Origin of the sequence: Pelosinus fermentans DSM 17108 (genome assembly GCF_000271485.2) — a bacterium.
In the GTDB taxonomy this organism is placed as follows: domain Bacteria; phylum Bacillota; class Negativicutes; order DSM-13327; family DSM-13327; genus Pelosinus; species Pelosinus fermentans.
On the sequence record NZ_AKVN02000001.1, the window covers coordinates 3,281,118 to 3,303,014 of the forward strand.

The following is a 21,897-nucleotide window of genomic DNA, read 5'->3' on the forward strand; positions in this document are numbered from 1 at the left end:
TAGTCTTTCCCCTAATCTCTCAAACACCATTACGGTCTTTAGATTTCAGTGACGCTTCACATTATATAACAATTATTACTACCTTTCTATCTTAGCTATGAATAAAAACGCCACATCTGCTGTGACGTTTTAAAAATTCTTACTCATCTTCACATATTTCATTCCATCTTTTGTTGCAGCCTCTTCTATTTCTTCAAAGCCAAATTTTTTATAGAAATCGATTTTATTCACTCTTGCATTGCACCAAAATGATGTTGCACCTTGTTTTTCTGCCTCTTTTAATACATAATCCAATAACACGCTTCCATAACCTTTCCCTTGCAATTCTTGCAGGGTTGCAAATTTTCTAAATTGGACTACATTATTTTTTTCGAAAAGCGATATTACAGAAATTAGGTCATGATTCACAAATAAACCAAAATGTTTTCCCAATTCATCATCTTTTAATTTTATATATTCGATATCTTTTTCCGGCCACATTACTTTATGTCTCAAATACCATGTCTCTTTTGCAGAAATCTCTTTTACATCAATTTTACTCTCCCCCTTATTAGGCTCTTTTAACTATATCATATATGTCAGTTTTATTACAATTCAATCTCCCTTAAAAAGAATCTTTATAACGAAACAGCATTTTTTAATATGCTTCATAAAAAAGCACCTACAAATCCTTACTAAAGGTTTCTAGGTGCACTAATAAGTGTTTTCCCAACCATCACGCCAGGCAAACATTTAATTCATTCTTATCCAGCTTTTTGAGTTAGTTCAACATTATAAAATTTATTTATTGCCTCATCCAGCCTCTGACTAACCACTAAAACATCTGGATGTGATATTCCCTTTTTGAGTGCCATTACGTGCATTTCTTCCCGTAAGTGATCTATCATATACCATAAAGTTTTCATGACAATTTCCTTTCTATTTTTTATACATTAATCATTATAATGTATACATTAATACAAAATTTGTCGAAGTACAGTTCTCAGATAAACTTTATTTTTCTATTTACATTCAAAAAAACCTTTTCCATCATCATCGTATAAATAGACCTGCTACCCATGACCTTACAGGTATATCTTATACCAACATCTCCACCTTTCACCAGATGCAGCTTGCTCTTAATTATAGTATGCTCATAAAAAAAGCGCCTTGCAAAGCCTTATATCATAAAGGTTGCAAAGCATTTTATTTTATTCCCACTCAGTTTAACGGTATTATGTGGAGTTTATTTATCTGAAATGCTTAGTATTTCTGCTACTTAACCCCTGCTTTTTAAGCCAAATGATGTTTTACACGGCGGTATCTTAACAAGTCGATGAAAGCTTCCAATCGAGTCACTATACCGGCTTCACCAGATTGTTCATCAAAAGCTAAAGATAAAACCGGAATGTCCACATCATTGCTAACTTTAGGTAGAATATTTTTTGCAACAATTTCAGGCATACAGGTGAACGGGAACACATGAATAATGCCGTCATATTTTTCTTGTCCCATATTGACCGTATGAGCGATACTTTTTATGCCGTGGCCACCTACATAATGACCAAGATAGGGTTGAGCCAAATCGGCTAAATATTTAAATTTCTTGAGATATTCCCGCTTTCTAAACAAATGACCATTTATATAGTCGCTCAAATACATGGTTTTATATACTTCTACTCCCATATTTCCTAAACGCCAATCTAAGTTCTGGTTAATAGATGACTCAAGCATAACATAAATTTCACCAACTACACCAATACGCAGTGGTCTAGTTCCAGACTTGAGTTTAACTTCGTCCAGTTCGCTTTCACCCTTATGCCAAGCGGTTCTTAATGTAGAAAGATTTTCTGCGGCATCGATTACATCAACAGTTTGTCGCCAGATAAAATCTGATTCACCCACAGATACCTCCCGCGGTCGTATCATATTCACTTTTCGCTGAATACTATCCATCGCGTGTATTTTAGCCAAAGCCAAGCGAAATGCTAAATAAACCTCCCAAAAATTACGTTTAAAAGCAACCCGGTGTAATTGCTTTATAATATCAACAATATCGGGTTCAACAACTATCATATCAAAATTAAAGCCCAAATTTTTAAGGATGCCCTGCTGTATTTCAGCATAGTAACCTAATCGGCAGGGACCAACCCCTCCGCAAGTTACAATTGTATTTGCCCCTTGTTCAAGGGCTTCAATAAAATTCCCTAAATTGATTTTAAAGGGCAGACAAGCGGTCTCTGGAGAATATTTTATACCCAATTCCAACGTCCTTTTAGAAATGGGCGGAGGAAGCACCACTTGTCGTCCGAGACCGGTGAAAAGCTCCTTAAGGGCTATACTCATATCTCCCATATGGGGAAAAGTAACAATCATGACTGTTTCCTCCGAATTAACATATCCGTAAACGCTTCCAGCCTTGTCACAAAGCCTGCCTCAGCCGTATGTTCGTCTACTGTTAAGAGCATGCATGGGATATTAAGTGCTTGGGCGCGCTGACTGACCAATTCACCTATTAAAGCGTCAGGTCCACAGGTAAAAGAAGTGATAAAAATCAGCCCGTCAACTGGTTGTCCCGATTGTATTAAGGCTAATGCCGCACCTGCCATATGGTCGCCATTAGACCAAAAGATTTTTTTGCCAAGAGTTTTAGCAGCAATAGCAGCTTGGCGATTACTAATCATCTCAGGAGTTATAACATCAATACCAAAGTGATTCAATTTATCAATAATATTCATGCTAATTTGTCGGTCATAAATGATGTAGGGATGACCAATTAAGCCTATACGCTGCCCGTTAGGCTTACTATAGCGGATGGCTTGATCCATGCGCCGATACTGCCAAGCATGATACCATGCATAAAGACTGCTAATCGCATTTTTGCCCAGCATATGTCCTACAGTTATAATCGCCTGATACAAGCTGCGACTATTTTGGCGAAGATTCAAGTTGACATCAATAAGCGGCGGTAAGTTATCAATATTACTACGCAGCATATCCGGCATACCAATAATTTTGGGACATGTATATTGCCCAGCCGCAACGCTGATGATCCTTGGCGTAAATAGATAGTCAACTTGTTTGTATAAATCATTAATATGTCCAAAATATACTTTAGCAGGCAAGCATACCTCGTCCAATCCGCTTCCGCAATTCAGCGTCGCTTTAGAGGTATCGCCAGTAACAACTACCTCAGCCCCCAGTTCTTGCAAAAATTTTTCCCAGATTGATCCATATTGATAATATAGCAACCCCCGTGGTAACCCAATTCTTATCGTCAAGAAACATCATCATCCTTTTTAGCCTTTTCTCAAGCAACTGTTACACTATTACTCCATTTACCACATTGGTCCCCCCAACGCGCTGCTACATTACCGTTCATTTGAATTTCAACGACTTCACACATATTAGCACAGCCACTGCACTCAAAGCTTCGTGGTGTGTAGACAAAATCAATTACATCAAAACCTTGGAAAACAGTTCGTTTTGTCTGAGCAACTTCTTCCTTGGCTAATAAAGCAGAACCAATGGCTCCCATAACATTATGGTAGGGTGAAACCACGACAGGGCAACCTAACGCGTCCTCAAAAGCTCTTTTGATTCCCTTGTTTGCCGCTACCCCGCCTTGGAAGAGAATAGGACTTTGGATTTGCTTTCCTTTGCCTATATTATTGAGGTAGTTTCTTACTAAAGCCTGACATAATCCGTTAAGAATATCTGAAGTTACATGACCAGTCTGCTGTTTATGAATCATGTCAGATTCGGCAAAAACCGCACAGCGTCCCGCAATCCGGACTGGTGTTTTTGACTCTAAAGCCTTGTCGCCAAAATCTTCGATTCCTATATTAAGACGAGCAGCTTGCTGGTCCAAAAAAGATCCTGTACCGGCTGCACATACAGTATTCATAGCAAAATCAGTAACTACTCCATTACGAATAATAATCATTTTAGAGTCTTGTCCGCCAATTTCTAGTACGGTTTGCACATCTGGCATGATATGCATCGCTGCTACTGCATGGGCGGTGATTTCATTCTTTATGCTATCTGCTCCTACTATTACCCCTGTGAGATGCCGGCCACTACCAGTAGTGCCGACACCTTGAACCTTTATTTCAGGGTTACGCTCTTTAATTTGACGTAAGCCATTTTGCACCGCTTCAATCGGTCTCCCTTGCGTACGTATATATAACGTATCGATTACCTTACCAAATTCGTCAAGAGCAGCAACGTTAGTGCTTACTGAACCCACGTCAATACCTAAATATACATGCATCAAAAATGCCTCCCATATAGCGTTTACTTTGATTAGTATACCATATTTTTTATATTTTACCAATTTTAGTAAAATAAAATCAAATTTCGATAAGAAACAGTAATACTCATTTAGCTTTGTGCTTTTGGGACAAAACGTCTTTTACCTCCATTGTTTTACAGGTAATTAATGGTTCTTGTCGAATACTCACTTTAAAGAGGTGAAAATATGCTTAAAACTAAAAGCCCAGGAAAAAATATTAAAGAAGTTTTACGAAAACTTGGCAATAGATACACGATTAAAACAATTGACTTTGAAAATTGCATTTATCTTATGCTTGATAATGGTTATTTTTTTGAAGTAAGCGGCCTAGACAATACGAAAAAATCATTTGATGCTACTATCTACGTTTGGGGAAATACTGAAGGATCAAAAACAATAGAAACAATTCCTAATATTGATTCTCTCGATATGTTGAAAGACTGCTTACAAGAGGCTGAGGGGAAATATTTAAAGCTTTAAAGTAGATACATAATCTCATTGCTTTCCGTCACTAGCGTAGTGGCGGTTTTATTTTTCTCAGGTTGTGGACCACCTTCCTTTCGTAGTAATCCTGCATTCTGGCTTCACGATTACGGGATAAAATGTTCACTTCCTTTACTAAATCCCAGAGACGAGCGCTCCTCCATATCTCCCTTGAAAATACTATGCGATTAGCAAAACAAATGGCTAACAAAAAGTATGTTTTTAGTATGCTTGCATAAAAAAACGCCTTGCAGAACCCTTATAATATAAAGGTCGCAAGGCATTTTATTGTTTATTCCCATTCAATGGTAGAAGGCGGTTTTGATGTAACATCATACACAATGCGATTTACACCTTTTACTTCATTTACAATACGACGAGAAATCTGATCTAGTACTTCATATGGCATTCTTACCCAATCAGCTGTCATACCATCTTCACTGGATACGATACGCAATCCGACTGTATATGCATAGGTACGCTCATCCCCCATAACGCCAACACTCTTCATGGCAGGCAAGATAGCAAAGGATTGCCATACTTTGCGATACATATCCGCCTTCTTAATCTCCTCTTGAACAATTGCATCTGCTTCACGCAAGATTTCCAAACGTTCTTCTGTAATCTCGCCGATAATCCGAATCGCAAGACCAGGACCAGGAAAAGGTTGACGCCATACAATTTCTTCTGGTAAATTCAGTTCTCTAGCCAGCGCCCGAACCTCATCTTTAAATAAATCACGTAATGGTTCCACCAATGCAAACTTCATATCTTCCGGTAAGCCGCCTACATTATGGTGACTTTTAATGACAGCAGCCGTATCCGTACCGCTTTCAATGACATCAGGATACAAAGTACCCTGCACCAAAAAGTCTATGTCTCCTAATTTATTGGCTTCCGTTTCAAATACGCGAATAAATTCATCACCAATAATTTTACGTTTTGCTTCAGGCTCCGTGACCCCGGCAATACGATTCATAAAGCGATCAGGAACATTGGCGTATACCAAATTCATATTGAATCCATCGCGGAAGGTTTTAACCACCTGCTCCGATTCATTCTTACGCATAAAACCGTGGTTAACATATACACAAGTTAATTGATCACCAACAGCCCGATGCACTAGTACAGCAGCTACGGAGGAATCAATACCGCCACTTAAGGCACAAAGCACACGTTTATTGCCTACTTGTTTGCGGATGGCTGCAATCGCCTGATCCACAAAAGAACCCATATTCCAATCGCCACGGCATTGACAGATATCAAATAAGAAGTTCCGGATTATTTTCATTCCTTCTGGCGTATGTACTACTTCTGGATGGAATTGTACGCCATAGATGTTACGCACTGCATTTGCCATTGCTGCTACTGGAGTATTAGCCGTATGTGCTGTAACCACAAAATTAGCTGGAGGCGTTTCAATATAATCACCATGGCTCATCAATACTTGTGTTTCTGATCCTAACTCCGAAAAGATGTCTGTATTCTTATCAATTAATAAACGTGTATTGCCATATTCACGAGATTCAGAATGTGCAACTTTGCCACCTAAGGTGTAAGCTGTTAATTGCATTCCATAACAAATTCCAAAAATAGGAATATTTAAATCAAATATTTGCGGATCACATTTCGGTGCTTTATCCCCATACACACTGGATGGGCCACCAGAAAAAACAATACCAATGGGACTCATAGATTTTATTTTTTCAATTGATGTCTTATATGACACAATTTCACAGTACACGCCGCACTCACGAATCCGTCTGGCAATCAGCTGACTATACTGACCACCAAAGTCCATAATTAAAACTAATTGATTTTGCTTATTTTGCATAGTAAAAAAGATTCCTCCTACATGTAGATATTAAATCAAAATATAGCACACAATGCTACTTATTGTAAATGCCCTTTAGCAAAGTTTCCTTCCGTAAATCGCGGCAGGCACATTTTCCTGTTGCCGACAAATTTCGAATTGTATCTAAAATGATCCTGCTAATCATCGGAGCATCATCATAAAAAATATCTTTTAAATCCTGATGTGACCATTCTTTGACCAATCCTTCACCATAATTGACTACAAAGTAAAGTCCTGCATAACATGCCCCGATTTCCCTTGCCAAATACACCTCTGGGCAGATACTCTGACCAATAATATCAGCATGTCCTTTCATCATCGCAACCTCTGCCGGGCTTTCAAAGTGACGACCATCAGTATTTGCATAAATACCCCGAGTAAAAATCCGACCGTCATAATGCTTGCGAGTAGCTTTTACTAACGTACTGCGCACTTCAGCGCACAATGCTTCTCTCATGATAAGTAGATATTTGCCATCCAGCTCCACATCTTTACGCACAGATAGATCAAGATAATCATCTGGTATTACAAAATCACGAGGATCTAATAGGTGGTTTGCAGTACCTACACCACCTTCGCTGATGATACGCTTTACACCTACCTTACGAAATACCCAAAAGATTTGCCTTGAAGCATCTGCTCGACTTACCCCGCTGCGCCAACCATGCATTTTGCACGTAAGGACTGGGCAATCATCCACGCTAAACAAAGAGAAGATGGGGCTGAGTCCATAGGGTGTAGCAAACTGTACATGATCATCAATCATTACCACCCCCGGATCACTGCTCCCTAAAGGAAAATTACTCGACAAGGTTCCTGAGCCGCCAATTACCGCATAGTCTGCCTGTATATCCACACTAACCATCCTTACTATGTATTGACCTTTTTTTAAAATTACCAATACATATAGATTTTTTTTATTATACTAAAACACTCTTATTCAAAGGTTCGTATTATATTATACTGTGTATCACGCTGCGCTGGTAGTTTGCCAGTTTCACCAATGAGAGTTACCATCTTTTCAATTGACATTTGAAACGATGTCCCTGCAGCTTTAACCACATTTTCCTCTAGCATAATACTGCCTAAATCATTAGCGCCAAAAGCTAATGTCAATTGCCCAATATTCTGTCCTTGGGTCACCCAGGAACCTTGAATATGTTTAATATTGTGGAAATACAATCTAGCTACAGACAGTGTCTTTAAATAGTCCCAAGTAGATACTTTTTTCCCACCCATCTCTGTATTGCCAGGTTGATAGGACCAAATAATAAAGGCGCGAAAGCCTCCTGTTTTCTCCTGAAGATTCCTTATCTTTTCCATGTGCTCCATACGCTGAGCATAGGATTCTCCCATACCAATCACCATTGTCGCTGTTGTTTCAAGCCCTATCTTGTGGGCAGCTTCCATAACCATCAACCAATCTCCAGCGCTAATTTTTTTAGGGCTGACTCTTTGCCGCACCTCATCCACTAAGATCTCAGCACCGCCGCCTGGCAAGGAATCTAAACCCGCTGCTTTCAGCGCTTCTAATATTTCAATTACCGATCGTCCTTCTTTTTTTGCAATATGAACAATTTCTGCAGGGGAAAAAGAGTGAATGGCAATATTAAAATTCTTTTTGATATAGGTAAGTAATTCAACATAATAATCCAAACCTAAGGCTGGATTTAGACCACCTTGGAGCATGACCTGCGTACCGCCTGCTTCAATGGTTTCTTTCAGCTTATCAAAGATAGCAGTTTGAGATAGGGTATAACCGTCAGGATGCCCCTGCCTGCGATAAAAAGCACAAAATCGGCATTCACTTGTACAGATATTTGTATAATTGATATTACGATCAATTATAAAGGTAACTACATTTCCCGGATGCATCTTCTGCCGCATTTTATTTGCTGCCTGTCCCAGTTCTAAAATATCTCCACCAGATAACATTTCTACAGCTTGATTCGTTGCTAGTATCCTACTCATTTTACCACCTTTGCAAACTCAATCTCTGTTATGTTAGGACTTAAACCTAAATCATGAGCCATTCTATAATATGTCAATAAAGCCTGTTCATGAGCAGGGCTGAATTGATAGTTGAGCAAGCCAATATAATGAACAATTTGTGCCGCTGTTAAAGAGAACGTATCTTGTAAGGTACGAGCAGCATCCGCTATATGAGTTAGACCATATTGAAATCCGCCAGTCACTTTCTCATATACCATTTGTACATAGTCTTTATTTAGATCAGCAAACTTACGATTGAGTGCCCATACCGCATATACCATAGGAAGGCCGGTGAGTTTTTTCCACTCCCCTCCCAGATCATAATAATAGTAGCCAGCCAATTGATGATGATAAGCCATAAGAGCATCATCACCAATAAATAATACTGCCTCTGCATCCTCTAATACCCCTTCGTCAAGAGACAAGGGACTGACAAAATATTCCGGGGAAGCTTGATATGCATGATGCATAATGATTTTTAACAAGCCATGAGAAGTCGCTGATTTGGACGTCAGTGCAATACGAGCCTGCTTTAACTGCTCAATTGGATGTTTTGACACTAAGATAATACTCTCTAATGCGTTCTCTGCACTGATGGACACATTGGGCAGCACTACTAATTTCTCACTGTTTTGTGCATATATAATAGAAGACACAGGACTAATATTTAATTGTTCCGTGACTATTAGTTGATTAAGCTGGGCCGGAGTTGCTGAATAGATCGAAAGTTTTTCTCCAAAGCCGCCGTGAGATAACCCATAGTGCAGCGGCAAACAGTTAATAAATTTGATATTTCCTAAGCTTTGATTATCCATATGATTTCACTCCACTTGAGATTTTCAGTGGGCGGTAAAAAGTATCTCTTTCTACTGCAAGGTAACCTGTCTCTTCAACAAAACTGATAATCTCTTTTTTCGTAATTCCTTTTTTTGTAGTAGCACCAGCGGCATGAATGATCTTTTCTTCCACAACCGTTCCATCTAGGTCATCTGCACCAAAAGTTAACGCCAGCTGAGCAATCGGCAGTGTCAGCATCATCCAAAATGCCTTTATATGATCAAAATTATCTAATACCAATCGTGCTAAGGAAATCATCTTCAAATCTTCCCATGAACTTACTCGCTGCAAGTTAGTGAATCCAGTGTTGGCTGGATGAAAAGGAAACGCAATGAAGGCTTGAAATTTGCCTGTCCGATCCTGAATATCCCGCAAGGTAATTAAATGCTGTATCCGCTGTTCGATTGTTTCGACATGACCATAAAGCATCGTAGCATTAGTGGGCAATCCTAGAGAATGCGCCGCTGTAATTACATCAATCCACTCAGCCGTCGTAGCTTTATTGGGACAGATAATCTTACGCACGCTATCATCTAGAATTTCCGCGCCGCCACCTGGCAGGGAATCTAAGCCTGCTGCTTTTAGTTGTTCTAACACTGCCGTTATACCCAGTTGGGAGATGTTAGCAAAATGAACAATTTCCACAGGGGTAAAGGCTTTTAAATGCACTTGGGGTGCTGCCCTTTTCACTGCCGCAACAATATCCAAATAATAAGAAAATGGTTTATCGGGATGTAATGCACTTACCATGTGTATTTCACTAAGATCAGGCGTTTCTCTCATTGTCTGGCTTACAATTTCGATTACTTCCGATTTTTGCATTACATAGGCTCTCTGCTCCTCTGCTTTACAGCCAAAAGCACATAACGGACAACCTGATACACATATATTGGTTAAGTTAATATGCCGATTCACATTATAATACACATATTGTCCGGACTTACGCTCTTTAACCATGCGCGCTAACTCAGCCAGCTTAAGGATATCATTGTGCTGATAGAGTGCCAATGCCTCTGTAAAATTTAAGCGCTCACCTTTATCTATTTTTCTCGAGGCGATCTCGATACTATTCATTTTTTCCTGTCACCTCATTTATCGCATAAAGAAGACGCAGCCATACAATCCACTTCATTGGTTTATGAAACTTATATATCTTCGCGATATTATAACCTTTTCCCTGCCCCAGAATGCAAAAAAATAAGATTGCTCATAAGCAATCTATTAATGTCGTAGTATTCCATTTTCGGCATGCTCATTTAATAGCTGACCCACAGTAACAATTTCATAACCTTCTGCTTTTATTTTATCTAATAAGATAGGCAGAGCATCTGCAGTCTGCACAGGAGTATCTGAGGCATGCATAAGAATAATTCCTCCGGGCTTTAACCGTTTCATTACCCTTTCTATAATAACATCTCTGCCAGGATTTTTCCAATCCAGCGAGTCTATGTTCCAAATAATGGTTTTGTAGCCCAGATCCTCTGTAGCCTTTAGTGACTGCTGATTATAGTGACCGTTTGGAGGTCGAATCAGGGTAGCATCCACCCCTGTGACTTCTTTAATCAATTTATGTGATTTTTCAATATCCTCTGTTACCCATTCTCTCGTCCGATCTCCATAATTCTCATGACGATACCCATGGCTGGCTATCTCATGTCCATCCGTTACCATACGCTTTGCCACATCTGGATATTTTTGTGCCCATGGTCCCATGATAAAGAAGGTCGCCTTCTGATTATGCTGCTTTAAGGTATCCAATATGGACGGTGTAAATTTATTACCCCAAGAATGATCAAAGGTTAACGCTACAACCTTTCGTTCTGTTCGCGTACCAGCAATTGCTATTGGTCCACCAGAAATCAATTCTGCCACTTGTACATAAACAGCACCAATAGCAAAGAGACCCACCATGCCATAAAATAAATGCCGATGATGAAATATTCGCCGCAAATTGAGAACCATAATCTTCCCCCTCCCACCCCATACAATAGTATGTATGCATGCAAAGTGAAAATTATGAAGACAAAAATGAAAAAATACAGCAGAAGAAATATAAAAAGGCTGCCTACAAGTTTGATAGACTTGTAGGCAGCCTGATTTTTACTAATTATGGTAGCAGATTGGTAGCGTTTAATGCTTACCAGCGTTCAAGCCCGTTCCTGCAAAGGGGCTTGAGGCTGCTATTACATCATGCCGCCCATACCACCCATGCCACCCATACCGCCCATGCCACCCATAGCAGCAGCACCAGCACCACCGTCTTTTTCAGGTTTATCAGCTACTAATGTTTCAGTAGTTAATACCATTGCGGCGATACTAGCAGCATTTTGCAATGCAGAGCGAGTAACTTTTGCTGGGTCAACAATACCTGCAGCAATCATGTCAACATATTCTTCAGTTAATGCATTGAAGCCCATGCCTTTACCGGCTTTTTTCACGCCTGCAACAACGATGGAACCTTCAAGGCCTGCATTGTTAGCGATTTGACGTACAGGCTCTTCAATTGCACGTTTTACAATTTCAACACCTGTCTTTTCGTCACCAATTACTTCAATGGCATCAAGAGCTGATAAGATATCGATGAAAGTAGTACCACCACCGGCAACAATACCTTCTTCAACAGCAGCACGAGTTGCATTCAAAGCATCTTCAATACGGTATTTCTTTTCTTTCAGTTCTACTTCTGTTGCAGCACCTACTTGAATTACAGCTACACCGCCAGATAATTTAGCAAGACGTTCTTGAAGTTTTTCTTTATCAAAATCAGAAGTGCTATCTTCGATTTGTGTTTTGATTTGGCTAACGCGAGCTTTGATTAGAGTTACATCACCAGCGCCATCAATAATGGTGGTTTCTTCTTTGGAAACACGTACTTGACGGGCACGTCCAAGATCAACAAGCTCTACGGTGTCAAGTTTGCGGCCAATTTCTTCTGTAACAACAGTACCGCCAGTTAAAGCAGCAATGTCTTCAAGCATTGCTTTACGACGGTCACCAAAACCAGGAGCTTTTACAGCTACAGCTTTAAAGGTACCACGTAATTTATTCACAACCAAAGTTGCTAATGCTTCGCCTTCGATATCTTCAGCAAGGATTAAAAGTTCGCGACCTTGCTGCACCACTTTTTCCAATGTAGGAAGTAAATCTGCGATGGCACCAATTTTACGGTCAGTGATCAAAATATAAGGATCGTTTAAAATCGCTTCCATTTTGTCAGTATCCGTTACCATGTATGGGGAAATGTAGCCACGGTCAAATTGCATACCTTCTACTACATCAAGACTAGTTCCCATACCTTTGGATTCTTCAACAGTAATAACGCCGTCTTTACCCACTTTTTCCATAGCTTCTGCAATCAAATTACCGATTTCTTCGTCAGCTGCGGAAATCGATGCAACTTGTGCAATCGCATCTTTTGTTTCTACTTTCTTAGCAGATTTTTTAATCTCTTCCACTAAGGTTTTTACTGCTTTTTCGATACCTTTTTTAATGATCATAGGGTTTGCGCCTGCTGCTACGTTGCGCATACCTTCACGAATCATAGCTTGTGCAAGTAAAGTTGCAGTAGTAGTACCATCACCAGCCACATCATTGGTTTTGGTAGCAACTTCTTTAACAAGCTGAGCACCCATATTTTCAAACGGATCTTCCAAATCAATGTCACGTGCAATAGTTACACCATCATTTGTAACAGTAGGAGCACCGAATTTTTTATCCAGAACAACATTACGACCCTTAGGTCCAAGTGTTACTTTTACTGCATTTGCAAGTGCATTTACGCCTCTTTCTAATGCGCGACGTGCGTCTTCATCAAATAAAATTTGCTTTGCCATTATATGTAAACCTCCCAAATAATTTTATTATTGTACAACTGCTAAAATATCTCTTTCGCTTACAATCAGATATTCTTGCCCTTCATATTTAACTTCAGTACCTGCATATTTGGAGAATATAATTTTATCGCCAACTTTTACATCAAGAGCTACGCGTTGGCCATTGTCCAATACTTTGCCAGTACCGACCTCGATAATTTCACCTTCTTGTGGCTTTTCCTTAGCAGTATCAGGTAGTACGATACCACTTTTTGTTTTCATCTCGCCTTCTAAAACCTTAATGACGACTCTGTCACCCAATGGCTTAATCATTGAAATTTCCTCCTCCACGATATGTAATGATATTAATCTTGTTAGCACTCATTGTTAGCGAGTGCTAATCACATAATTTATGATATAAAATTCAGCAAGAAAAAGCAAGTGTTTAATAGGAAAAATCCATATTTTTTTCAAAAAAAATTTAGATTCACTTCTCACTGCGTATAATACGTGCAAAAGATAAACGGTGTTTTTGGCTGCTTATAAGTAGAAAAGTGCCCAATTAGGCACTTTAAGCAGGCTATGTTCTTTTCGTTGCTGCTTCTACAATGGATTCAGCAACATCTTTAATCGATTTGCGTTTACTCATACTATATTGTTGAATGCGACGATAGGCTTCTGTTTCGCTAAGATTGTAAGCGTCCATCAAAATCCCCTTCGCACGGTCAAGAATTTTTCGTGTCTCTAGGGATTGTTTCACATTCTCGAGTTCTTGCTCTAACTCAGCAAACTCTTGAAAGCGAGACAAAGCGATCTCGATAGCAGGAAATAAATTCACTTCTTTAACAGGTTTCACTAAATAAGCCAGTACACCTGAATCCTTCGCTTTCTCCACAATATCCTTCTGACTAAATGCTGTTAACAATAGAACAGGAGCAAGCTTCTCATTGGAAATTATTTTTGCTGCTGTAATACCATCCATCTCAGGCATCTTAATATCCATAATAACCAAATCAGGCCGATATTGACGAACTAAATCAACAGCCCTTGATCCGTCAGAGGCTTCTGCTACGACCGTATGCCCTGCCTCTTCCAAAAGCTCTTTTAAATCCATCCGAATAATTGATTCATTATCAGCTATAACAATCCGCAATGATTCCATTCTAAACTCCTCCTTTCGCCTTACGGGGAATGGTAATACAAGCATGAGTACCATTATCCGTGTATAATGCAAAACTACCGCCAACATCACTCTCAATCAGTGTTCGTACAATCTGCAATCCCAAACTGTTGGATAATTGGGGATTAAAGCTCGGTGGCATGCCAATGCCGTTATCATAGATTTCGATTTTATATTCATCTTCCAGGGTACTAATGTCAACCCCGATGATGCCTTCATGCCGACCTACAAAACCATGCTCGATGGAGTTTTGGATCAGCTCATTAATAACCAGAGCCAAACTGCTAGCCTGCTCCGAGGGAAATACCACTGTCTCACCATTAAAAATAGTTTGTAAATTAAAGTCTGGTTCCAGCATATTTTGAATAACTAGGTCGAGAATATTTCTAGCCACTTCTGCTACATCAATAAATTCTGCATCCTGCTGTGATAAAAATTCATGAACAACAGAAATACTCGAAATCCGATTCACACTTTCCCGTAGAGCAGCTTTTACTTCCTGGGATTTCGTACGCCTTGACTGCAGCCGCAGCAAACTGGCAATGGTCTGTAAATTATTTTTCACCCGATGGTGTATTTCTTGAATGACTGCTGATTTTATTAATAATTCTTTTTCTTTCTTTTTTACTTCGGTAACATCCGTTAAAATTACAACTGTACAGGCTGTAACTTGGTTTACAATAATAGGAATTGCCCTTTGTACCAATACCATATTGCCTGCTGACAATTCTGCCTCACAAGGCTCTTGAATGGTCATAGCCTTTTGGGCTAACCCCATATGGGCCTGGCGCTCATAAATGCGCCGTCCGACAATATTTCCTACAGCTAATACTTTATATATACTATCCGCGGTTGAATTAGCAAAAATGATTTTACCATGCTCATTCACAATGAGAATACCATCACTGGCAGACAAGGAACGATATTGCTTACTGCTGCTTGGTATTTTCACTGTCGATAAAAGAAGTTGTGCTGTTTCAACCAAGAGTTGATGCCCATGTACGTGAGCTTCTTCCATGCTAGATTCAAAACTGACAGCAGCAATTACATTGCCGCTAGCATCCCGCACAGGGTAGACCTGCATTTCCATCCACATACCCAGAGCCCATTCCCGTTGTCCATGAATCGCTTCTCCCATGGAGATACTTCGCCATATAAGCGGCTCCTCTAAGGCATAGACAGTTGACCCCAATAAGCTGGGCTTATGCTGCACATAGCTAGTATTGGGTTTTATTTGCGCTGCAATAACCAAAAAGTTCTCCATACGCGCTTTCGTATATAAGGTAACTTGGGCGTGGGCCAAGTCACTTGCTAATCCCAATACGGTGCAAATTGTGTCTAGCACTGCAATTTGCGCTGGGGCTAATGTAGTTACTTTTCGACAAATATCTCCAGCCACTCCCATTTGTACCTCCAACTATTACTTAAAAATAATTGCGAATACCTGCTCTATTACTTTGTTTATACTTATTCCACTTATTATATAAAAATTCCTTGTCGTGGAATTTTCAAACTTTTATTTTACATTTTACTCCATATGTTAAGTCACTGCTTCCCTGCGCCTAATTTTAAAGAAGGTTTTGCATTCAAATGCAAATCGGCATAATCGCCTATTTGATGCTGATAATAGGCCCTGCAAGCAATCATGGCAGCATTGTCAGTGCACAATATAGGATCTGGATAGTAGAAGGATATCCCTGCCTGTTGGCATTCATACCCTAATTTAGCTTTAAGACCACTATTGGCAGCTACACCTCCAGCAAGAACAATCTGCCCTACACCAGAGACAGCCGCAGCTTGAAGACTTTTACTAACCAGTACATCAATGACAGCTGCCTGAAAACTGGCTGCTACATCTGCTGTATTTATTTCTTCTTGTTTTTGCGCTGCACTATTTAAATAGTTTAACACTGCCGATTTTAATCCGCTAAAGCTAAACTCAAAGCTGTTTTTTCCTGATAGTGCTCTAGGAAAAGCAATAGCTTCCGGATTACCTTTAGCAGCCAAAGCATCAATATAAGGACCTCCAGGGTAAGGCAATTTCATCACCCTTGCGACTTTATCAAAAGCCTCTCCTGCCGCATCATCCCGTGTCTGACCCAATAATACAAATTCATTATACCCCTTCACATGTACTAGGGAAGTATGACCTCCCGATACTACTAAAGCCATGAATGGCGGTTCTAAATTCGGGTGAGCCAAAAAATTGGCAAAAATATGCCCCTCTAGATGATTCACGCCAACGAGAGGTATCCCTGCAGCAAAAGATAAGGCTTTTGCTACTGATACACCAACTAATAATGCTCCCACCAGACCTGGTCCGTAAGTAACTCCAATCGCTGAAATATCGGTTAATGCTACCCCAGCCGCCTTTAGTGCTTGATCGATCACGGGGAGTACATTTTCAATATGTTTACGAGAAGCAATCTCAGGCACAACTCCACCATATTTTTGGTGTACTGGAATCTGGGAAGAAATAATATTTGACAAAACAATGCGTCCATCAGCCACTACTGCTGCAGATGTTTCATCACAACTGGTTTCTAGAGCCAGTGTTAAACAAGGTTTTCTGGTTTCCTGCTGCGTATTTTTCAAAACAAAGGCCTCCATCTTTCTATCATTACAATCAATACAATAATAGTCACATTCTTACCCACTATGACATATTGTAAGTATCATCAATCACCCTATAAGCCACGAAAGTGGCTCTTTTTTTATTTATCGAAATTTCTTTATAACTTCTCGCACCACATAATGAGTGCATCTTCTTTGGTATCCGTATAATAATTACGCCGTCTTCCTTGGGATGTAAAACCAAATTTACTATATAGACCTTGAGCAACGGTATTAGAAGCACGCACTTCCAGGGTCATTCTAACCGCTCCCCTATTCTTCGCATGTTCAAGAAGAGCAGACATTAATTTTTCGCCTAATTTTTTCCCTCTATATGCGGGTAAAACCGCTACATTCGTAACATGTGCTTCATCTACAATAAGCCACATACCTGCATAGCCAATGATTTTACCAGCCTCTACCATCACCAAATAATAGGACAATTCATTGTTCATTTCATTAACAAATCCCTCGCGAGACCAGGGAGTCGTAAAGGATTGCTGCTCTACTGCAAGAACACCATCAATATCAAGCGTATTCATACGCCGTACCATCATTACGGTCATTTGGCAACTCCATGACGACACTCCCATAAAACCTCAGCTTCTGAACGTCTAATATATAAAGGTTCTAAACCCATTACATCATGTCGCACTCCTTGCTTGATCAGCTTATAACCTAAACCGGCAACACTGCTGGCTCGCTGGATAACCACATGAGGTGCAGCAAGTATTAGATTTTTTCCAATCTGTTCTATTTTGTCACGATACATGACCGCAGATTCTCCCATTACGATTACAGGTCTTTCCTGCTGACTCAAACTCTCTAAAGCAGCAGTAACCTCTGTCACAATCGCTGGCTGTATCTCTTTTAATTCTCCCTGATGCCATTCAAATAATGCCTGATAGACGTTTCCCTTTTGCGCATCCAGCATAGGAGCCAGAATCACTCCGGGAACCGGACAGCCGTAAGCCATGGCTGCCAGAGTAGGTACGCCAACCACAGGAATCTGTAAAGCATAGGCTAAGGTTTTAGCCGTAGATAAACCAATTCTAAGACCTGTAAAGGAACCAGGTCCAATACTGACAGCTACCCCCTTAAGATCCGATTTAGCCACCTGAGCCATATCCAGTAGTTTAGCAATATGAGGCATTAATAATTCAGAATGTGTTTTTTTTGTTTGTAATGTAATCTCAGCTAATACGTTGTCCACAGTTGCTAAAGCAACACTGGACACTAACGTAGCTGTATCTATCGCAAGAATTGGCATGTCTGTTTCAGCTCCTCACACAGTTGTTCATAAGTAGCTCCAAGTGCCCGTACCTGTAAGACTCTGTCCTCTACGCTACCTTCATTTTTCTCAAAGCTCGAACGTATCTCAATCCATAAATATTCATCAGGCAGCTCTTCAGGAAACTTGTCTGCCCATTCAATGATTGAAAGCCCATCTGCTTCCGTATATTCATAAAAACCAATATCAAACAATTCCTCAGCATTTTCTAATCGGTATAAATCAAAATGATATACAGGAAAGCGTCCTTCATACACATTTAAAATGGTGAAAGTGGGGCTATGTACGCTATCTGCTATGCCCAATCCTTCTGCTAATCCCTGTACCAATAAGGTTTTCCCAGTCCCGAGATCTCCAACCAGACATACTACCTTCCCTGCAGATAGTATCTTGGCCAAACATTTGCCAAACGCCGATGTTTCCTCCGGGGAAGTTGTTTTAAATTCCAGCATACGAAAAAATTCCTCCTAATTACCCAGCCTACTGGCGAAAATGATTATATCCTTTAGGCTCTAGCAGTGACTCTGCTCCTTCTTCATCCACCAATAGCACACCATATCTTTCCTCAATCACTTCTCCAATGACCGTCAGCTTGGTACCAAGGTCAGCTTGGGATACCAGTGAGAATTGCTGGGGTGGAATCGTAAAGACCAATTGATAATCTTCGCCACCATATAATGCGTACTCTAGACCCTCTTTCCCCAAAGCACGGGCTGCAGCGCAGACTTCTGCCGACAAGGGAATCATCTTAGCATAGATTCGCATCCCTACATGACTCGCCCTGGCAATCTCATTAACTTCACTTGCCAAACCATCACTAATATCATTCATACTTGTTGAACCAAAAGACGCAAGCATCGCTCCCGCTGTAACTTGCGGTCTTGGAATTACATGTCTTGTCACTAAAGGCTGAAAGAATTCATAATCAGTCCATTTTCCCTGCTGCAAGAGCTCTAATCCGCATCCCGAGTCACCTAATGAACCCGTTACCACCACTAAGTCTCCCACATCAGCTCCCGAACGCCGCTGAAGCTTCTTTGGATCGATTTCACCCATTGCCGTTACATTAATCACCAATCCATTAGGACTCGATACGGTATCCCCACCAACTATATTAACACCAAATTCATGGCAAATTTCCTTCATTCCCTCATATAAGGATACGACAAAGTCTACAGACAAATAGCTGGGCAAAGCGATAGATATAACAACATGGGTTGGATGTCCTCCCATTGCTGCAATATCACTTAGGTTTACTGCAATCGATTTATACCCTAACTGCCAGGCACTGGTAGTCGATAGATCAAAGTGGACCATCTCTACCAGCATATCAGTAGTAACCAATTGCAATTGATGAGGGGCTGGTATCAGAGCTGCTGCATCATCCCCAATGCCAATCACTACATTTTCCTTGTTATGAATCGTATCGACCTTAATCAGATCAATTAAAGCAAACTCTCCCAGTTTTTTAAATTCCATCTTGCACCTACCTAATCCCCAAACAGTATAAATGTATTAAAGTTCTGTTTTACAAGTTTGAAATCCTGCATATGCAACAATCTTATAAATATTTTTTTTATAGTCATTTGCCTTATTATTCTCCGTATCGATCTGCTAAAATACATAAAAGCAGCAATCTGACTTCAGATTACTGCTTTTAGAAGTATTATTTACTTTTTTTAATTATTTTCTCAGATCGGCTTAAAGGTTCTCCGATATCCATATGACCTGATATCGTATCAATCTTTTTGCCCTCTACCAGAATTTGCACTTTTTGTATATCATGAAACTCGGTTAATGTATTGACAATGGCACCTACCAGCAATATTTCTAAGGCTGAGCCACCCTTATTGTTCTTTATTAAACTATCATTAAAATCAACATAGGCAATATGATCCTTAACCGAAATATTCCGCAACTTGGTTCCTGCCGGAAATACAGCGACTAAATCAGGGTTCTTGGTTCCTGCTATCAATAACTCCATGGCAGTTTGCGCCGGATGACTATTCTTGGGAACCACATATTTCTCACTGATTAAATTCGCCGCATCTTTTGTTGCAAAATATACTGTCATAGTCATCGTATCTTGCCCTGGCTTCACTGTTTTGCCAGACTCTGTTCCTGTTTGGGAATTTTCATTTTGCGCATTCGGCACTGTCGGCGACTGAGGAGCGGCAGTATCGCAGCCCCCCAGCATTATGGACAGCATGAGCAACATGCTTACTAAAGCGATTCTTTTACCAAACACTATAAGCCACCTCCCTTTTTAGCGGCTTGAGCAAAAAAGTCATCTAATCCCTGCACAATCCCTTGCGCCATTTTCTGCTGGAATTGTGGAGTACTCAACAATTTTTCTTCATCAGGATTAGAAATAAAACCTAACTCAGCCAAGACAGAAGGCATTTTGGTTTTTTTAATTACATAAAATCCTGCGGCATTAATTCCACGATCTTGCAGTCCCCCGGTTTTAACCAAGTTGTCTTGAATACAATTTGCCAACAAGATATCGTAATTACTCTTCTGATAATAATAAGTAGCTGTACCGCCTACGCTGGGACTGGTGAAGGCATTAATATGCAGGCTGACAAATACGTCTGCCTTATTGTTATTTGCCCCCAACGTTCTAGCATTTAATTCATCAACGGCGCTAGCATTAGGTCCAAAGACATCTACATCTGTCTTTCTGGTCATTAATACTTTAGCGCCTGCCTTTTCTAGTAAAGCCTGTACCTTTTGTGCTACTGCCAAAGTCACAGTCTTCTCCTGCAATTTGTTGGGACCAATGGCGCCTGGATCACTGCCACCATGCCCAGGGTCAATAGCAATCACTTTATTCCTTAAACCAGCAGTAAAGTTATACTCAACCTTAGGTACGACTTGATTCACATCAATTACCACACGAAAGGTCTTATTATTAATTGCGTCACTTTTCAAAGTAAATACTTTGTAGTCACTATCCTCAATCATAGTAGATAAGTCCACTATAACTTGACTGTTGGTATTATCTTTTTTAATAAATCGAACCTTGTCCGCAATTTTGCCATCTAAATCTACTAAATTATTAACATTTCCCACTGCTGCACCATTAATATCAATGACTAACTGAGAGCCTTTTGTCCCATCCAGCTTGCTGCTGACTCTCACGGCATCCTTGGTATCAATTACTAAGCGTAATTTACTGGTCCCTTCCACAGCATCTTTATGTACTAGCCACCGAACATTGATTAACTGATTGTTACCAGAAAGTTTTGTCTGCGATAGCGCTGTTGCTTTCAGTGAAGTTATAGCTGCCGCTGGTTTAGCCCCTGGTTTATTATCATTTAACGCCGCCATACCAACCTGAGGCACCAAAAATAGCATCAAGAATAGCAGACTTAAGAAAGCAGAACGAAATCGACGCAATTTATAACACCTCCGTTTGTCACCACAAGTTTATTATTTTTATAGGCAAATCACTCTCAATACATATATCATACATAATGTTTCAAAAAAATGCACAGTATGATATATTGTTTTACAATTCGTGCCTACTAACAAAAATCCTGCAGGACTTTCGGGTAT

General features: G+C 40.1%; 23 protein-coding genes. 1 reads left to right on the plus strand and 22 read right to left on the minus strand.

The genetic code is table 11. The features are described from left to right. Positions 1-129 precede the first annotated feature (129 nt). The 5 genes from FR7_RS15155 to FR7_RS15175 form a co-directional block, all read right to left on the minus strand. Complete coding sequence (locus FR7_RS15155) at positions 130-495, minus strand: GNAT family N-acetyltransferase (RefSeq protein WP_017531281.1); 366 nt, start codon at positions 493-495, stop codon at positions 130-132. A 248-nt stretch (positions 496-743) separates the two neighbouring features. After that, positions 744-905: an aspartyl-phosphate phosphatase Spo0E family protein gene (locus FR7_RS15160; protein WP_007931929.1), complete on the minus strand. Its 162-nt coding sequence runs from the start codon at positions 903-905 to the stop codon at positions 744-746. 367 nt (positions 906-1,272) lie between these two features. Beyond that, complete coding sequence (locus FR7_RS15165) at positions 1,273-2,355, minus strand: acyl-CoA dehydratase activase-related protein (RefSeq protein ID WP_007931931.1); 1,083 nt, start codon at positions 2,353-2,355, stop codon at positions 1,273-1,275. Next, complete coding sequence (locus FR7_RS15170; RefSeq protein WP_007931932.1) at positions 2,352-3,260, minus strand: acyl-CoA dehydratase activase-related protein; 909 nt, start codon at positions 3,258-3,260, stop codon at positions 2,352-2,354. The genes FR7_RS15165 and FR7_RS15170 overlap by 4 nt, the downstream gene beginning before the upstream one ends. 29 nt (positions 3,261-3,289) lie before the next feature. Continuing rightward, positions 3,290-4,252, minus strand: a complete 963-nt coding sequence (locus tag FR7_RS15175; RefSeq protein WP_007931934.1) for an acyl-CoA dehydratase activase — start codon at positions 4,250-4,252, stop codon at positions 3,290-3,292. Between the two features lie 207 nt (positions 4,253-4,459). Here FR7_RS15175 and FR7_RS15180 point away from each other — a divergent pair, with 207 nt between their 5' ends. Continuing rightward, positions 4,460-4,753, plus strand: a complete 294-nt coding sequence (locus FR7_RS15180) for a hypothetical protein (RefSeq protein ID WP_007931941.1) — start codon at positions 4,460-4,462, stop codon at positions 4,751-4,753. Positions 4,754-5,048: 295 nt separating this feature from the next. Here FR7_RS15180 and guaA read toward each other — a convergent pair whose 3' ends face one another. The 17 genes from guaA to FR7_RS15265 form a co-directional block, all read right to left on the minus strand. Further along, positions 5,049-6,590, minus strand: a complete 1,542-nt coding sequence (gene guaA, locus FR7_RS15185; RefSeq protein ID WP_007931949.1) for a glutamine-hydrolyzing GMP synthase — start codon at positions 6,588-6,590, stop codon at positions 5,049-5,051. Between the two features lie 55 nt (positions 6,591-6,645). Further along, on the minus strand, positions 6,646-7,467 hold the full coding sequence (locus FR7_RS15190) for an MTAP family purine nucleoside phosphorylase (RefSeq protein ID WP_007931955.1): 822 nt from the start codon (positions 7,465-7,467) through the stop codon (positions 6,646-6,648). An 80-nt stretch (positions 7,468-7,547) separates the two neighbouring features. Beyond that, on the minus strand, positions 7,548-8,582 hold the full coding sequence (mqnC, locus tag FR7_RS15195; RefSeq protein WP_007931956.1) for a cyclic dehypoxanthinyl futalosine synthase: 1,035 nt from the start codon (positions 8,580-8,582) through the stop codon (positions 7,548-7,550). Then, positions 8,579-9,418 (minus strand): menaquinone biosynthetic enzyme MqnA/MqnD family protein, encoded by an 840-nt coding sequence (locus FR7_RS15200; RefSeq protein WP_007931958.1) that lies wholly within the window; start codon positions 9,416-9,418, stop codon positions 8,579-8,581. The genes mqnC and FR7_RS15200 overlap by 4 nt, the downstream gene beginning before the upstream one ends. Beyond that, positions 9,411-10,514 (minus strand): aminofutalosine synthase MqnE, encoded by a 1,104-nt coding sequence (gene mqnE / locus FR7_RS15205; RefSeq protein ID WP_007931964.1) that lies wholly within the window; start codon positions 10,512-10,514, stop codon positions 9,411-9,413. Before mqnE ends, FR7_RS15200 begins: the two co-directional genes overlap by 8 nt. A gap of 147 nt (positions 10,515-10,661) precedes the next feature. Further along, a complete protein-coding gene (gene pdaB / locus FR7_RS15210) occupies positions 10,662-11,402 on the minus strand; it encodes a polysaccharide deacetylase family sporulation protein PdaB (protein ID WP_007931965.1) in 741 nt (246 codons plus the stop codon). Between the two features lie 221 nt (positions 11,403-11,623). Then, positions 11,624-13,273, minus strand: coding sequence for a chaperonin GroEL (groL, locus tag FR7_RS15215; RefSeq protein ID WP_007932107.1), 1,650 nt, complete (start codon positions 13,271-13,273; stop codon positions 11,624-11,626). Positions 13,274-13,300: 27 nt separating this feature from the next. Next, positions 13,301-13,585 carry a co-chaperone GroES gene (gene groES, locus FR7_RS15220; RefSeq protein WP_007932109.1) on the minus strand — a complete coding sequence of 95 codons (285 nt, stop codon included), beginning with the start codon at positions 13,583-13,585 and terminating at the stop codon, positions 13,301-13,303. A 247-nt stretch (positions 13,586-13,832) separates the two neighbouring features. After that, entirely contained in the window at positions 13,833-14,414 is a 582-nt protein-coding gene (locus FR7_RS15225; RefSeq protein ID WP_007932110.1) for an ANTAR domain-containing response regulator, read from the minus strand. A gap of 1 nt (position 14,415) precedes the next feature. Beyond that, complete coding sequence (locus tag FR7_RS15230; RefSeq protein WP_007932111.1) at positions 14,416-15,837, minus strand: histidine kinase N-terminal domain-containing protein; 1,422 nt, start codon at positions 15,835-15,837, stop codon at positions 14,416-14,418. 140 nt (positions 15,838-15,977) lie between these two features. Then, the gene (tsaD, locus tag FR7_RS15235) at positions 15,978-17,027 is read right to left on the minus strand and encodes a tRNA (adenosine(37)-N6)-threonylcarbamoyltransferase complex transferase subunit TsaD (RefSeq protein ID WP_007932113.1); all 1,050 of its coding nucleotides are present in this window, start codon (positions 17,025-17,027) and stop codon (positions 15,978-15,980) included. Positions 17,028-17,164: 137 nt separating this feature from the next. After that, positions 17,165-17,611, minus strand: a complete 447-nt coding sequence (rimI, locus tag FR7_RS15240) for a ribosomal protein S18-alanine N-acetyltransferase (RefSeq protein WP_007932115.1) — start codon at positions 17,609-17,611, stop codon at positions 17,165-17,167. Further along, entirely contained in the window at positions 17,608-18,315 is a 708-nt protein-coding gene (tsaB, locus tag FR7_RS15245; protein ID WP_007932117.1) for a tRNA (adenosine(37)-N6)-threonylcarbamoyltransferase complex dimerization subunit type 1 TsaB, read from the minus strand. Before tsaB ends, rimI begins: the two co-directional genes overlap by 4 nt. Then, positions 18,297-18,788 (minus strand): tRNA (adenosine(37)-N6)-threonylcarbamoyltransferase complex ATPase subunit type 1 TsaE, encoded by a 492-nt coding sequence (tsaE, locus tag FR7_RS15250; RefSeq protein ID WP_007932119.1) that lies wholly within the window; start codon positions 18,786-18,788, stop codon positions 18,297-18,299. Before tsaE ends, tsaB begins: the two co-directional genes overlap by 19 nt. 28 nt (positions 18,789-18,816) lie before the next feature. Further along, on the minus strand, positions 18,817-19,815 hold the full coding sequence (gene thiL, locus FR7_RS15255; RefSeq protein WP_007932121.1) for a thiamine-phosphate kinase: 999 nt from the start codon (positions 19,813-19,815) through the stop codon (positions 18,817-18,819). A 187-nt stretch (positions 19,816-20,002) separates the two neighbouring features. Continuing rightward, positions 20,003-20,584, minus strand: coding sequence for a GerMN domain-containing protein (locus FR7_RS15260; RefSeq protein ID WP_007932123.1), 582 nt, complete (start codon positions 20,582-20,584; stop codon positions 20,003-20,005). Next, entirely contained in the window at positions 20,584-21,738 is a 1,155-nt protein-coding gene (locus tag FR7_RS15265; protein ID WP_007932125.1) for an N-acetylmuramoyl-L-alanine amidase family protein, read from the minus strand. Before FR7_RS15265 ends, FR7_RS15260 begins: the two co-directional genes overlap by 1 nt. Between the last annotated feature and the right edge of the window lie 159 nt (positions 21,739-21,897).

Bases quoted from the DNA above. Each gene is read 5' to 3' on its own strand.
- FR7_RS15160 (WP_007931929.1), bottom strand. From the start codon at position 905: ATGAAAACTTTATGGTATATGATAGATCACTTACGGGAAGAAATGCAC.
- FR7_RS15165 (WP_007931931.1), bottom strand. From the start codon at position 2,355: ATGATTGTTACTTTTCCCCATATGGGAGATATGAGTATAGCCCTTAAG.
- FR7_RS15175 (WP_007931934.1), bottom strand. From the start codon at position 4,252: ATGCATGTATATTTAGGTATTGACGTGGGTTCAGTAAGCACTAACGTT.
- FR7_RS15180 (WP_007931941.1), top strand. From the start codon at position 4,460: ATGCTTAAAACTAAAAGCCCAGGAAAAAATATTAAAGAAGTTTTACGA.
- guaA (WP_007931949.1), bottom strand. From the start codon at position 6,590: ATGCAAAATAAGCAAAATCAATTAGTTTTAATTATGGACTTTGGTGGT.
- mqnC (WP_007931956.1), bottom strand. From the start codon at position 8,582: ATGAGTAGGATACTAGCAACGAATCAAGCTGTAGAAATGTTATCTGGT.
- FR7_RS15200 (WP_007931958.1), bottom strand. From the start codon at position 9,418: ATGGATAATCAAAGCTTAGGAAATATCAAATTTATTAACTGTTTGCCG.
- mqnE (WP_007931964.1), bottom strand. From the start codon at position 10,514: ATGAATAGTATCGAGATCGCCTCGAGAAAAATAGATAAAGGTGAGCGC.
- pdaB (WP_007931965.1), bottom strand. From the start codon at position 11,402: ATGGTTCTCAATTTGCGGCGAATATTTCATCATCGGCATTTATTTTAT.
- groL (WP_007932107.1), bottom strand. From the start codon at position 13,273: ATGGCAAAGCAAATTTTATTTGATGAAGACGCACGTCGCGCATTAGAA.
- groES (WP_007932109.1), bottom strand. From the start codon at position 13,585: ATGATTAAGCCATTGGGTGACAGAGTCGTCATTAAGGTTTTAGAAGGC.
- FR7_RS15225 (WP_007932110.1), bottom strand. From the start codon at position 14,414: ATGGAATCATTGCGGATTGTTATAGCTGATAATGAATCAATTATTCGG.
- FR7_RS15230 (WP_007932111.1), bottom strand. From the start codon at position 15,837: ATGGGAGTGGCTGGAGATATTTGTCGAAAAGTAACTACATTAGCCCCA.
- rimI (WP_007932115.1), bottom strand. From the start codon at position 17,611: ATGACCGTAATGATGGTACGGCGTATGAATACGCTTGATATTGATGGT.
- tsaB (WP_007932117.1), bottom strand. From the start codon at position 18,315: ATGCCAATTCTTGCGATAGATACAGCTACGTTAGTGTCCAGTGTTGCT.
- tsaE (WP_007932119.1), bottom strand. From the start codon at position 18,788: ATGCTGGAATTTAAAACAACTTCCCCGGAGGAAACATCGGCGTTTGGC.
- thiL (WP_007932121.1), bottom strand. From the start codon at position 19,815: ATGGAATTTAAAAAACTGGGAGAGTTTGCTTTAATTGATCTGATTAAG.